At 46.3% G+C, this 14,268-nt stretch carries 7 protein-coding genes and 1 pseudogene; all 8 read right to left on the bottom strand.

The annotated features are described in order from the left end of the window. Window positions 1-83: 83 nt before the first annotated feature. The 8 genes and pseudogenes from U2P89_RS09210 to U2P89_RS09245 all read right to left on the bottom strand — a co-directional run bounded on the left by U2P89_RS09210 (window position 84) and on the right by U2P89_RS09245 (window position 14,254). Window positions 84-1,640, bottom strand: coding sequence for a sulfatase family protein (locus tag U2P89_RS09210; RefSeq protein WP_092025765.1), 1,557 nt, complete (start codon window positions 1,638-1,640; stop codon window positions 84-86). A gap of 35 nt (window positions 1,641-1,675) precedes the next feature. Next, window positions 1,676-3,080: pseudogene (locus tag U2P89_RS09215) on the bottom strand (arylsulfatase). 152 nt (window positions 3,081-3,232) lie between these two features. Continuing rightward, entirely contained in the window at window positions 3,233-4,261 is a 1,029-nt protein-coding gene (locus U2P89_RS09220) for a sugar phosphate isomerase/epimerase (RefSeq protein WP_322191227.1), read from the bottom strand. Window positions 4,262-4,341: 80 nt separating this feature from the next. Then, window positions 4,342-5,766, bottom strand: coding sequence for a carbon starvation protein A (locus U2P89_RS09225; RefSeq protein WP_322191228.1), 1,425 nt, complete (start codon window positions 5,764-5,766; stop codon window positions 4,342-4,344). Between the two features lie 7 nt (window positions 5,767-5,773). Further along, window positions 5,774-7,417 (bottom strand): FAD-dependent oxidoreductase, encoded by a 1,644-nt coding sequence (locus tag U2P89_RS09230; RefSeq protein ID WP_322191229.1) that lies wholly within the window; start codon window positions 7,415-7,417, stop codon window positions 5,774-5,776. 33 nt (window positions 7,418-7,450) lie between these two features. After that, window positions 7,451-9,157, bottom strand: a complete 1,707-nt coding sequence (locus U2P89_RS09235) for an FAD-dependent oxidoreductase (protein ID WP_322191230.1) — start codon at window positions 9,155-9,157, stop codon at window positions 7,451-7,453. Between the two features lie 146 nt (window positions 9,158-9,303). Further along, complete coding sequence (locus tag U2P89_RS09240) at window positions 9,304-12,309, bottom strand: FAD-dependent oxidoreductase (protein WP_322191231.1); 3,006 nt, start codon at window positions 12,307-12,309, stop codon at window positions 9,304-9,306. A 106-nt stretch (window positions 12,310-12,415) separates the two neighbouring features. Further along, entirely contained in the window at window positions 12,416-14,254 is a 1,839-nt protein-coding gene (locus U2P89_RS09245; RefSeq protein ID WP_322191232.1) for a RagB/SusD family nutrient uptake outer membrane protein, read from the bottom strand. Window positions 14,255-14,268 lie beyond the last annotated feature (14 nt).

Below are 14,268 nucleotides of genomic sequence, written 5' to 3' on the forward strand. Positions count from 1 at the left end.
CGATAAATCACCAATTTTAATGCAAGAAAGAGGTTGCTCAGACATTGGACTGAACAACCTCTTCCCTTTGATACTGTTCTTTTTTACAAGTTCAACCCTACACCTTTGCTCTTTTCCTCTTCGAGTATCTGCTTAAAAAATCTCACCTTCAGGCGGTTCTTTTCAGCTACATTGTCGTACTCACCCCGGTCATAGCGTAAATGATAGAGTTGATCCTCCGGGCTGTTCCCCATCTCTGTGTCGGTGAGCATGTTGTATTGCCTGCCCTTGTTCGGTTCAATATACTTCCAGTCTTTGGTACGGATCATAAGCGAAGTGCCGGCACCGATCAGGTATTCACGCCCTTCGTTATCGAGACCGAGCCATGCGGGAAGTTGATTCCTGCTATCGCTTAATTTTTCCTCCTCCAACTCAATACCCGTCAAAGCAGCCAGCGTACCTAACAGGTCGATCTGGGAAACCAGCGCATCGGAAATACCCGGACGCACCACCTCCGGCCAGTGAACAATAAAAGGCACTCTTGTTCCTGCTTCAAACATACTGTACTTGCCGCCGCGATAAGGCCCCCACGGTTTATGATCCATCAGGCGCTCCACGGCTTCGTCTGCGTAGCCGTCATCCACCACCGGGCCGTTATCGCTCGACAAAATAATCAGCGTATTCTCATACACACCTGCCTCTTTTAATGCGCGGATCACTTCACCCACCGACCAGTCGAACTGGACGATTGCATCGCCCCGGTGTCCCATCTGGGTTTTGCCCCGGAACCGTTCGTTCGGATAGCGCGGCACATGGATATCGTTGGTGCCGAAATAAAGGAAGAAGGGTTTCTCTTTATTCTGTTCTATAAAACGGACAGCGCGTGAGGTGATGCTGTCGGCAATCGTTTCATCCTCCCATAGGGCAGCTTTGCCCCCTTTCATATAGCCGATGCGGGAGATCCCGTTGATAATGCTCTGATCATGCCCGTGGTTGGGACTTGGCCTCAATTTTGTCAGCAGTTCGGGATTATCCTTGCCGGTAGGCTCTCCGGGAAAGTTCTGCGAATAGCTTACGCTGATCGGGTCATTTAGGTCGAGGTTTGCCACTTCCTGGTTTTCCAGATAGACACAGGGTACCCTATCGCCCGTTGCCGCCATAAGGTAGGAGTAGTCGAATCCGATCTCGTACGGACCGGGAGCAATCCTCCCGTTCCAATTCTGGGTGCCGGTCTCCTCTCCGATGCCGAGGTGCCATTTTCCTACCGCTCCGGTGGTATAACCCGCCTTTTTCATCAGTTTTGCCACATTGTACCGATGCGGTTTGATGATCAACCCGGCATCGCCGCGGGCAACCCCGGTACCGTTCCTTCTCCATGGGTACTCGCCCGTAAAGAGTCCGTAACGCGAAGGCGTACTGGTCGCTGCGGCGGAATGGGCATTGAGAAAACGTATCCCGTTATTTGCCAGGTTATCTACATGAGGAGTTGTCACTCGGTGAGCTCCATAACATGAGAGATCTCCATAGCCGATATCATCGGCATAGATCAATACGATATTGGGTTTTTCCTGAATTACTGTCGGCTTTATCTCTTGTGCCTGCGTGGGAAGTGCCAAGCAGGTACCGAAAGTAAGTATTGACTTAGTAGAAAAATGTTTCATAATTGGAAAGTTTATTGTATGACTGGATCGGTTACTTAAAACAACGGCCAGTTGGGATCATCGGTTCTGGCCTTCTTCATGATTTCTTTTAGCTCTGTCGCTTTTTGAGGATAGAGATCAAGCAGATTGTGATTTTCCGAAGGATCGGACGCGAGATTATAGAGTTCGTACAGCCCTTCCTGGCGGATATCGAGGTGCAGCAGTTTCCAGTTATCTTTTATTACCGCCTGGCGGCCACCCAATTCCTGAAATTCGAAGTAGAAATAATCGCGCTTCTGCTGGCCTCCTTTTTTATTGAGGAGTGTGGGCAATATACTGATCCCGTCGCTGTCTTCCGGTAGTTGGATATTTAGCAATTCTGCAAATGTAGACATATAATCCCAGAATGCGAAAGGGAAACTACTCTCCTTACCGGAGGCGATTTTGCCTTGCCATGCAATGATGGTAGGCACACGGATACCCCCTTCATACAGGTCACGTTTATATCCGCGGTAGATGCCATTGCTATTGAAGAAATCCGGATCACCGCCTCCCTCGCGGTGGGGACCATTATCGCTCGTAAATATGATGAGTGTGTTTTCATAGACACCTGTCTCTTTGAGTTTCTCAATGATTTGACCCACATAGGCGTCGATACGTGTTACCATCGCGGCGTGTGTAGCCCGCGGATGTTCCTGTGACATATATCCTCCTTTTCTGAATGCGGGGCCGGAATCAGTACCTTTATACGGTTTTTCATCGAATTTTCCTCTTAATTTTTGGATGATGGAATCTTCGGGCACAACCAATTCGGCGTGTGGAAGCACCATGGGTACGAAGAGGAAGAACGGATCCCCATTGTATTTATCGATAAACTCCAGCGTTTTTGCCTGGATCAGGTCTTGCGAGTATGCGCCGAATTGTCCGTGATCATTTTCAGGAAACTCTATTTTTGTCTGGTTGTACCATAAATGGCTTGGGTAATAATTATGTGCCAGGAGTTGGCAATTGTACCCGTAAAACTCATCTACGCCTTGGTTGTTGGGATCGCCTACAGAACCGGGCTGTCCCAATCCCCATTTACCAAAAGCACCGGTGGTATAACCTACATTTTTAAACAGATGAAACAGCGTGAATATGCCGGTCGGCAACGGAAACTGGCCTTCAGGTTCTATTTCCTTGTTCCCACGAATAGGAGTGTGACCGGTGTGCAATCCGGTCATCAGGCTTGGCGCGCGAGGGTGCGCTCACGGTGGTTCCTGAATACGAGCGGGTGAACCGGATTCCGTTAAGCGCCAGCCGGTCGATATTGGGCGTTTGGAATTTTTCCTGGCCGTAACAACTCAGATCCCCGTAGCCCAAATCATCGGCAACGATAAACACTACATTGGGTTTTTGCTGTGCGTTGAGCGGGGTTAACGCTGCGAGGGAAAGTCCCGCAGCAAAAATTTTAGTCTTCATATTGTTTCGTTCTTGTAATAATATACTAACTTCCAGTCTCCTCTTCGAACAATGCTTGTGGTACCAATGCCCGGGTCTTCATTACCCCCGAATTTTGCACTGATCGCATTGAAGAAGTTCTGCACAAAACAAGTATTACAATTTTACTATCATTATATCAATATTTGCCTGCAAAATTCTTTACATGTCTTTACTTCTTTTACCGAAGTTGACCATGGAACTACTGGATATTCAAGTTCGATATCGCAATAGATAGGTAGTTTTTGATCCCTGATAAGGTGAAGAACCTTGGCGAGAGGTGTTTCCCCCTGCCCCCATACCTGATTGGTATTCTTTTGTGTCGCGTTGTCGGGGCCGGTTTTATCTTTGAGATGGATGCTTGAGATACGACCATGATATTTCCGGATGAAATCAGCCGGATTCAAGCCGGTAGAACCGAAATAATGACCCACATCAAAGTTCAACCTATTTGCGGAGGAGTAGGAGAGGAGCTTGTCAACATCAAATCCCCGTTCGGCAAACTGGGCATGATTGTGAAGTATGGCGAACATTCCATTATTTTTTGCTGCGGGACCCAGTAAACGGGCGTTTCTTTCATTCAACTCGGCAGTTATACCGATAGCTCCGAGTGCCTTAGCCACCTTGAATGAATAATCGAGCTCCTCTTCTGTTTCGCCTGCAGTCCATTTATATATGTGGATATTTACACCGGCATCGTTGAATTTTTTGCGAAGTTGAGTATAAGCGCTTATTGTTCCGTTTGTTTTCCTCCATTCTTTCAATTCACTGTTGTATTGTGTGATGAGGCGCTTTTCTTCATCTGTGAATGGGGTGTCGGGTCCGGGACGCCGTTGTACCGGATTTTTCGGTGCCCCGAGATAATCTTCCACGCCTGTGCCCATTAACTCAACAGAACTTAATCCGGCTTCAATACAAGCGTTAAGTGTTGCTTCCAAACCCCCTTTCAGATCCCGGAAACTGTAAGTGATCGCGCCGATCTGTACTCCGGCGAATTTTGAGTTGGGGATTCGGTCAGATACATAGCCCGTTTTACTTACAGCTTTGGAATCACTCCCATAAGAGAGAACGGATGGAAGTAATGTCCCTGTAGCAGCAATGGCTGCAGTACCAAGAAATTTTCTTCTGGATAGTTGGTTGAATGAGTTTTCTTTGTTTTGCATATTTGGGTAATTTATTATTTGGTGTTTAACATAATGTCCAGTCTTGATCATCTGTCCTGACTTCCTTCATTGCATTTGAATCATCCCGATTTCTTCTTATAAATCAAGAATAGTGTGAGTGTCAAAATAACAAAGAATACCCCTATCCCATAAGAGACAGGCTTAGGCAATGAAAATCCTTCAGGGGCCAGCATGATGTATGTAGTGACTACCATTGTCATAAATAATGCAGGAATAAGCGTTATCAGATAATATCTCTTCTTTTTCTGCAACAGATATATGGTAATGGTCCATAATACCACTGCAGCCAGTGTCTGGTTTGCCCATGCAAAATAGCGCCAGATCACATCGAAATTGATTTTTGTCAGCAAAAAGCCGATGGCAAACAGGGGAACAGTAATTATCAAACGATTCCTGATAGGCTTCTGAGAGGTTTTGAGAAGGTCGGCGATTGTTAACCGGGCACTTCGAAAAGCTGTATCTCCCGACGTGATAGGTGCGGCCACAACACCTAAAATTGCCAATATTGCACCAAATGTTCCCAATAATGAATAGGAAACTTCATTCACCACCCATGCAGCATTCCCGTTCTGCGCTATCATCACATCGTTGAGTCCTTTCAGGCCGTTGAAGAAACTCATACTGATGGCTGCCCATACCAAAGCTACCACACCTTCGGTTACCATGGCGCCGTAGAAGACCTTTCGTCCCTCCTTTTCGTTTTTCAGACAGCGTGCCATCAGGGGAGATTGAGTAGCATGAAAACCCGATATGGCTCCGCATGCAATGGTAATGAACATCATTGGGAAAATCGGGAGATTTTCTTTATTATGATGAAAATTTTTGAAATTCTCCGCTGTAAGTTCTGGTATATGATATCCCTTTACAATTAATGCTGCAATCAAACTGACTGCCATGAAAAGCAAGGCAAAGCCGAAGACCGGATATATTTTGCCGATAATCTTATCAATGGGCAAGAGGGTGGCTAATATATAATAGATAAAGATCACCCACACCCAGAAAGTGAAATCGAGTGACGTCGGGGTGAGTCCGGCCAGTAAACCGGCTGGTCCCGAAACAAAGACGACACCTACTAGGATTAATAGGACAATCGCGAAAACTCTCATGATCTGTTTGGCTTGTTTTCCCAAATAAATCCCTATTATTTCGGTTATGCTTTTGCCATCGTGCCTGACCGAAAGCATGCCGGAGAAATAATCATGCACACCTCCTGCAAAAATAGTCCCCAACACGATCCATAAAAATGCGACCGGTCCCCACATGGCTCCTGCAATGGCACCAAAGATGGGTCCCAGCCCGGCTATATTCAGGAATTGTATTAGGAATACACGCCACCAGGGCATGGGCACATAATCTACTCCATCGTTCAGGGTAGTGGCAGGTGTAACACGTTCAGGATTGGCTTTCATCACTCGTTCCAGGTATTTTGAATAGAAAGCATATCCTGCCACGAGGGCTGTTATCGAAACAATAAAGGTGATCATTCAGCGATTAATTATTTAAAATTTGATTTTTAGAAAGCAACACTTTTTCCAATTGTCCATAGGGAACATCCTGTACGTTGATTTTATTATCTATGGCGATTACCGCTGCCGCCGCCGCGGATTGTCCGAGGATCATAAATACCGGTTCCATCCGGATGGAGCCGAAAGCGATATGGCTGGACGAAAGACAAACCGGAACAAGAAGGTTCTCACATTCGCCCTTCCGAGGTATGATTGAACCATAGGCAATCTTGTATGGTTTTCCGGGATGTACCCCGACATCACCTTCATTCTGTACGTATCCTTCTGCTGTCACGTAACGCTGCACATTGTGGGAGTCCATGGTATATGAGCCCATCCCGACGGGATCAGGCACATCCACCTTTGCGAGGACTTCATTCTCAGTCGTGACATAGGCTCCGACCATTCTTCGCGCTTCACGGATATAGAGTTGATGGGGCCAATTGGCATTATCGGTAAATTCATCTTTAGCCAGTCCCCAATCCTGCATCCTGTTCCTTACCTCTTCGGGAACACGTTCGTCGGTCGATACAAAATAGAGCAGTCCTTTTTGATAATTGGTATGATCTTCAATAATTTCTTTACGCCTTTCATAGGATGCTTCGGGATAATCATAGTTCATCCCGATATGATCGGAGCTGAAAGGGCCGTGGTTGTTTGTATCAGTTTTTCTGTTGGGAATAATGTCATATTTTGCAAACCATTCGTTCCATCCCGATTCAAAAACCCTGGCGAGAAGCTCATAATTGGCAGGATCATATCCTTCAGGTTTTTCAAAAGGTACCCTGTTTTCAGGGTGATTGCTCATGCACAGCCTGAAACAATAGGCCTGAATCTTATCGTCGCCCGAACAATTGGGCTGTATCGGTTCATTGGAAATGTAGGGGAGTAAACCGCTGGAAGAGTCCCCCTGGATCACGTACGGATCGATAGGAGTACTGAAATAGTGTCTGTGATGAAATACACCGGCCTGTACACCGTTCCACTCTTCATTATATTGAGAGCAAGGTTCTCTTCCTACCGTATAAGATACACCGGCTGTGGCCATCAGGTCTCCCTCGTATGTAGCGTCGATAAACATTTTTCCGCTGAACTTCTTGCCTGAGAGCGTAGTCAGGGAAATAATCCTGTTATTGTTGACCTCCACGCCCGACTCCCTGTCGAGCCACTCATCCCTGTAAACCGGGATATTATTTTCCCTGATAAGGTCTTCGAATATTTTTTCAGCCACATGGGGTTCAAATATCCACATTGTCCTGCTTTCCCCGTCCATTGCCACTGTGCCTTGTCCCTTATTCCCGTATTCGGAATGCTTTTGCCATTTCCATGCTGCCGAATCATTATAATGAAGCCAAACACGATGGTAAAATTCCCGGGCCAATCCTCCGATGGAGTTGGTGTTGCCCGAATCGGTAAATCCCAACCCTCCGGAAGTTAATCCCCCCAGGTGCTTATCTGGACAAACAATAATCACGCTTTTGCCTGACTGTACGGTCTCAACGGCTGAGATTACGGCAGCCGAAGTTCCGCCGTAAATGATAACATCCGCGCTCAATGGATCCTTATTGCAGGATAAAAAGGAAAAAGAGACTGCGAATAAGATTGAAAATAATTTCGTTGTTCGTCTCATACGATTATTTTATTTTTCATTTCGGATTTATAGCTACTTATTGATTTGAATTTCCAGAATCTGTTTATCTTTTAATAAAGTGTTTTGTAAAGCCGGATAATTGATGTCTTGTACGCCCACACCTTCCTCGATAGCCTGGCAGGCGGCGGTGGCTGCTGACTGCCCCAACACCATAAAGACAGGTTCCATACGGATGGAGCCGAATGCAATGTGGGTAGCGCTTACGCACACGGGAACCAGCAGGTTGTTGCATTCTTCTTTTTTGGGAACAATCGAACGGTAACTGATGGAGTAAGGAGAAAAGCCGTGTGCTTCTACATTACCTTCATTTTGCACAAACCCGTTTACATCCACATATCTCTGTATGTGGTGTGAATCCATTCCGTAGGCGGCCATGCCAACCGGATCTTCTATTGTGTCTATCCCTTCGCAGTTTTTTTGGGTCATCACATAATCGCTCACCATACGTCTTGCTTCCCTTATATAAAGTTGTTCCTGCCATCCGTCGCTTCCTTCTTCGTATTCATCTTTGCATGTTCCCCATCTGGATACCGCATTTCTCACTTTTTCAGGAATTCTGGGGTGGTAGGCCAGTGTCCACATCAACCCTTGTTGGTAGTCCCTGTGAGCCTGTACGATCTTTTCTCGTTCTTCATAGGATGCTTCCGGGTAATCATAATTTTGTCCGATAAAATCTGTGGAAAATCCTCTTCTGTTATTTGTGTCGGTTTTCCTGTTTGGCATCGGCGAATTGATCCAAGGCATCTGATTCATCTCCGACCCGTTGTCCGCTTCATAGTTTCTGAAAAGCAATTCATAATTCAACTCGTTATAGTTTTCAGGTTTTTTGAAAGGGATACGGTTGTCGGGATGGTCGGTCAGTGTCATCCGGAAGCAATAGGCCTGTACTTTATTGTCGCCTTCCCCATCCACGCCTGGAGGCCCTTCGGAGATGTAGGGAAGGAGTCCGCTTGTTGGATCACCTTTGACGATATAGGGGTCGACCCTGTCAATGAAATTATGATTATATGCGTTTCGTGAAAGCGTCCACCTGAGGGAGGCGCTGATCTTGTTGGCCTGTACACCGTTCAATGTTTCCCCATACTCACGGTTGGATTCCCTACCTACCCGGTAACTGATTCCCGCTGCGGCCATGAGGTCTCCTTCATAGGTTGCGTCGATAAATATTTTTCCGGTATATTTTGAACCGTTCTCCATTTCAATCGATTCAATCTGGTTTCCCTTTTTAGTGACGCCGCTCTCCCTGTTTAATCTTTCACCATACACGATATCAATTTTTTCTTTGGAAAGCATTTGATGGTACACTTTCAGGGCGGCAGAAGGTTCGAATGTCCACATGGCATCTTCACCCTTTTCGGTTCTTGTTTGTCCTTCATCCATATAGGCATTTCTATCCTGCCATTTCCAACTCTTTGGATCATCATAGTGTTTCCGGATATTTTGATAGAATTCACGGGATATTCCTCCGATCACATGTTTATTTCCGATATCGGTTTGGCCTAATCCGCCGGTTGTCAAACCTCCCAAACGATGAGTCGGTTCAATGATCACTACCGATTTTCCCATTCTTGATGTTTGGATGGCCGATGCAATTCCCGCAGAGGTGCCACCATAAATGACGACATCGTATTTTTTATTTTGTCCGAATATTGCTGAATAATTCAATATCAGTAAGATAAAACTCAGACTTAGGGCTTGAATAATTTTTCTTGGAACCATAATTTTTGTTTTAATGTAAAAAAATGTAGTTTCAGAAAGATATTCCTGAAGGTATTAAATGAATTGTCCTGACAGTTATTGTTTATATTTCATGTTGAACCGTAAAAATAGGAATATCTTTTTAATAAATAGTTGTGAATTTGTTCTTAGTTACTTTTTTTTAATATTTCCTTTGCATAACGTGCGTAATGGCCTTGCAGGCTGTCGGCATACCGACGGAGTACCTCCTCTCCGATACCATTCTTATCACCGCAGAGATAAAGTGCTTTTGCAAGATGCAATTCTTTCAATGCGCGGTTACGGGTGGATGTGTCGTTCAGGTCGGGCACAGTACTGCTGCGCGCCTCAGCATACGAGAGGATCGAATGCCCTCGGACACTTGGCGTCGTTAGCATGGATGCAAGTACAGGAACTGCTTCCCGGCTGCCTATTGCTTCAGTAGCCATTGCGATAGCACGGAAATGAGAGAGGTAATCTTCCGGCTCCAGTTTTCCGGCCTTATCCAGTATGACGGGAAGAGTAGAGGTTTCGCGGGCATTCCCTAATGAGGTGATCAGGGCATCTAACCGGCTAAGACACATGCCGAACTGTCCCATACCAGTATAGTGCCAGCCTTCATCCCAGTCTTTGTACTGCCGGATGGCTTCTGCCAGTATCGATGCTTGCTTTCCTTGTCCCAGCATACAAAGGATGCTGGCAAGAATTACTTTTTCCTCCGGTAGGGTTGCTTGTGCTATCTGTTTATTGACAAGTTGGATGCAACGTTCGTGGTCGGTCAATAATATCTCAAGCCCTTTATAGTTGTCTGTCACGCTGGCGGCCGCTTTCTTCATTTCGGAGTTACTGAAACCTTTGAACTCTTTATCCGTCAGAACCCGTTCCGGCAGATTGCCGATTTTGACCAGATGGCGTTGTACCTTCCTGATGTCTATTTTACGGGGGGATTTGTTTTCTTTGACGCACAAGGCGGAAAGATAACCGACTGCATATCCCTGGTTTTGCAGGCAGGGTTGCATACGAATCACCGGCATGGCGTCCCGGTGGGCACTGGCCCCCAGTCCGGTTATCAGAATACCATCCAGACCTTTGGGCAGAAGACTGCGCAGGGGAACATCCGCATCATAAATCGTATGCCGCTTTTCCGGTGGGTTCAGAATGAAGAGGGGGTCGATAATCATGCCATGTGTATCGAACGAACTTTTGTGATAAGAGATCGTATCGGGATAACGGCGGTGGTTGATTACGTCGTAAACCGAGATAATATAGTCGCCGATGATCCGACGGCGTTCGCGTGTCTGGGGTATTTTCACCAGGTCGTATTGTCCTTGCAGCTTTGTCTTGGCTTGTATAAAAGCACGCGAAACATCCAGAATATCCGTATCGTCTACGAACAGCCAGTCGTTGTTGTTGTAATAATCTCCCGGTGCCCATTTTCCGGTTCCCGCACCTTGTACGGCGATTGTTTTTTCGCCTGTGTATTCAAAATCCGCGCCGGCGGAAATGGCTATATCTGCACTGCCGGTGCTGTCTATCAAAACTTTGGAAAGGATAACACCTCGTCCGAACGGGGTGGCTATAATGACACCTTTTACCTGATTGCCTTCTGTCAATACTCCGCATCCCATCACACCGAACCAGAGTTTTCCTCCTGCCTTCAACAATTCTCTGCGATGCCATTCCATTTTCCAGTCGGCGGGGAAACGTCCTTCCCCTTTGGGCTGTCTTGGATGTTCTTTTGGCGCCATTGCCAGAACGCTCTTGTCCATCTGAGCTGTATATCCACCCCGGAAGCCGTCCCAGTAGACACCAATCATTCCCAGCGTGCTTAATCCTCCAAGCCCATGCAAGTATTCCAGTACCAATGTATTGACTCCCTGTTTCGCAGCAGATATTCCGGCAGAAGCGCCCGCTGTACCGCCTCCTATCACAACAACGTCATAACTACCCAAAACTGGGAGTACGCCTGCCGGAGAATCGATGAATCCTTTTTGGAGGGAGGGACGCAGAGGAGAGAGTTGCTCACCTATTTGCCCGTAGTTTGAAGCATTAATCCTGGGCTGGTGGACAACGGCCTGGGGAGGTATGGATATATCTTTTATCTGTCCGGCAATCATTTCACCCATCATCTCTCCTATGAATAAAGCCGGAATAGGACGCATTACTTTGGCTGCCAGTTCTCTTGGTATTTCGGCGCAAAGACCAAGTACCCAAAGATTAGCTATATTCTTTGATTTGAATGCCTGTATCGGTAGTTTGCGCAGGGAAGCCGGATTTCCGTTGTAGGCCAGTTCGCTAATAATTGTCTCTTTCGGGATATACCAGAGCAAATCGGAACTATCGACCTGGTCTGTATCCCACGTAAGGTTGCGGATGATTTGTTCGGCTTCTGCCAATGAAGCGTATGAATCGTCCTTAAGCAGCAGACGGAAGGTATAGCGTATGACCGGATAGCTTTTTTCTCCTACCCTGATAGGCTGGGATAACTCTTCGGCTTTGATGATTTCCGGAGCTTCCTTTTTTTCGTTTCCTACTACGGTATAGCAGAATTCCTGTGTACCGGCGGTAAAAGGTTTGCGTTCTGCTCCAAACAATCCGGCGACAGAGGCGTTATGTGTTGCATCAATAACCGCTTTGCAGCGGATGGCCTGCCTGCCCGAGCGGTTGGCTATCACTAATCCTGCCGGTTTGCCTGCCGGGTCGGTCAGGGCATTCGTTATATAACTGCTGTAAAGGAACTGAACGTTGTTGTCAATTAGTTCGTCTTCCAGGGTTTTCTTTATGTGAAGAGGAGTCGGATAATCTTTCCCGGGAAAGAGCTTGCTTGCAAGGGCTGTTTGCGGTTTTTCCTCCTCCTCCCGATCATATAAATACGAGCCGCATATATCTTCACCCAGGTAAGGCATATAGCAGATCAGATAAACCCGGCTGCCCGCTTTGGCTGCTGCAACCGCTGCTGCAACGGCACCCGAGCTCCCTCCTGCTACAATAATATCTACTTCGGCAATCACCGGTATCCTGCGCGGACCTTCATGGCAGAATTTTTCGTCCGGAACAATAGCCTGCATAGCGGCCTTTGCTTCCGCCACACTGCCTAACGAGGTCAACGCGCTGCCGGCTGCCGTTACTTTTAGGAAATCACGTCGTGTAATCATATACTTTTAAAAGAATGGGATAAGATAAACATAAAAACACCCCAGTTGTAATCTGAAAATCCGCCGGATAAACAGATCCTACAACTGGGGTAAATATCAGAAAATATTAATAACCATCATTCTGAGTTAAATTGCTATTGACCAGAATATCGTTGGCCGGGATGGGCCATAGATAGTTTTTCTTTGGATCGAACGACATTTTATAGAACGTGGTGATGTATCCGGCTGTTTCCATCGGGGAAATGTCGGGCAGGCCGTTCTCATCGATTGTTGGTACGCCACCGATGGGGTAGTTCCCTTCGTCCCAGTTCTTCAGTAAGGTCATGAAATCCTGAGACAGCTCAATGTTTGATTCACTGCCGGTCAAACCATTCCAGCTGGCAGAACCGGACCAGGCACGGGGCAGGTAGTACATCGATTTGTTATGCGATTTCTCTGCGATACGCCAACGCAACAGGTCACGATAGCGCAGCCCTTCGAATGCAAATTCCTGACGGCGATCCATGCGGATGATCTTACGCAAATCAGCCTGCGAAGCGACTTCTACACGTGGGTAAGCGATACCAGTTCCCCTGTAAGCACGTTCACGCAACAGGTTGATGGTTTTGTCCAAATCTTCCTGCGTACATTGTCCCAACTCATTCTTTGCTTCGATATAGGTCATCAGGACTTCGGCATAACGCAAGTAAGGATAGCAGTTGTCTGCCACTAAACCGTGATTATTGAAATCTACCCAATCATCTTTCACTAATTTACGAATGATTAATCCGTTGTATGCTGAATGTTGGTTCGAAGCTTTTGAGTCATTATTAACCACCATGTTGCCAGTAGCCACTTCATATACTTTATTGGCATAAGGACTGGGGTTGTATTCATAACCCAGCGTGATGTAGTCCGGATATTTTTCAGGGAATGTACCATCTATTTTAGATGCTTCATATTCTGCGTAATCTGAAGAGTACTTCGTCTTGAAGGGCTGGATTGTCATCGCTAAACGCGGGTCGCGGTTGGCAAACGGATCTTTCGGATTGTAGAGTGGAGATTCATCGATAGGCAAACCATCCGTACAAGTGAAAGAACAAAGCAACTCCAACGACGGGCTTTGATTGCAATGCCCACCGACTTTACGAATGACAAAATCCCGCACATTCGACATGAAACCATATCCTTTCTTTAGCGTCAAATCACCTTTGAAATAGAACATGAATTCGGGAGAACTGTTTGCTTTGAACATTTCGCCATAGTTGTCGTGCAATTTGTAAACATCCAATTTCATACACTGATCTGCTGCATCCACTGCCGTTTGCCAATCTCCGTGGAAAAGTGCGAACCGGGCTTTAAAGCCAAGGGCAGCCCCTTTGGTGGGCCGTTGTTGGGCTTTGTAGGAGTCTGGCAAGTATTCGACTGCCTTATCAAAACACTCATAGGCATAGGCCAACACTTCACTTTTGGGTGAACGGGTTGCTACATAGGCTTCTTCCAAGGTCATATCTTTATTAATTACACAATCTCCATAGTAGGCCGTCAACTCGCCATAAGCGAATCCTAACATAAAATAGGCTTCACCCTTGTATTGATTCACTTTACTCTCGCTTATTCCTGCTGCTAGCCCATTATCCAACGCATTGATAACTTTTGTTGCACGGACGATGGATTTATATAATGAGGTCCACCGGGTTGAAGCTGTTCCCCATTGAGAGGTTACCGTTCCTAACGTGATTTCGTTAGAACCATTCCGGTTTAATAAATCGTCATCCCAGTAAATTGCATCAATTGGGAAAAAATCCGGTCTCCACAAATCGTTGAGAGACATTTCTATTTCGATTTCATCATGATACCAATTCTCACTCGATCCTTCCGATAATGGGTTCAGATCAAGGTTGGCACAAGCAGTCATGCCAAATGCCACTATTCCGGAGAGTAAATATTTGCTTATTTTATTCATAACTGTATTCTCTA

The sequence above is a fragment of the Proteiniphilum sp. genome, assembly GCF_034331125.1.
Taxonomy (GTDB): Bacteria; Bacteroidota; Bacteroidia; order Bacteroidales; family Dysgonomonadaceae; genus Proteiniphilum; species Proteiniphilum saccharofermentans.

Coding starts and splice junctions, on each gene's coding strand:
- U2P89_RS09220 (WP_322191227.1), bottom strand. CDS start 4,261: ATGCAAAACAAAGAAAACTCATTCAACCAACTATCCAGAAGAAAATTT.
- U2P89_RS09245 (WP_322191232.1), bottom strand. CDS start 14,254: ATGAATAAAATAAGCAAATATTTACTCTCCGGAATAGTGGCATTTGGC.
- U2P89_RS09235 (WP_322191230.1), bottom strand. CDS start 9,157: ATGGTTCCAAGAAAAATTATTCAAGCCCTAAGTCTGAGTTTTATCTTA.
- U2P89_RS09240 (WP_322191231.1), bottom strand. CDS start 12,309: ATGATTACACGACGTGATTTCCTAAAAGTAACGGCAGCCGGCAGCGCG.
- U2P89_RS09225 (WP_322191228.1), bottom strand. CDS start 5,766: ATGATCACCTTTATTGTTTCGATAACAGCCCTCGTGGCAGGATATGCT.
- U2P89_RS09210 (WP_092025765.1), bottom strand. CDS start 1,640: ATGAAACATTTTTCTACTAAGTCAATACTTACTTTCGGTACCTGCTTG.
- U2P89_RS09230 (WP_322191229.1), bottom strand. CDS start 7,417: ATGAGACGAACAACGAAATTATTTTCAATCTTATTCGCAGTCTCTTTT.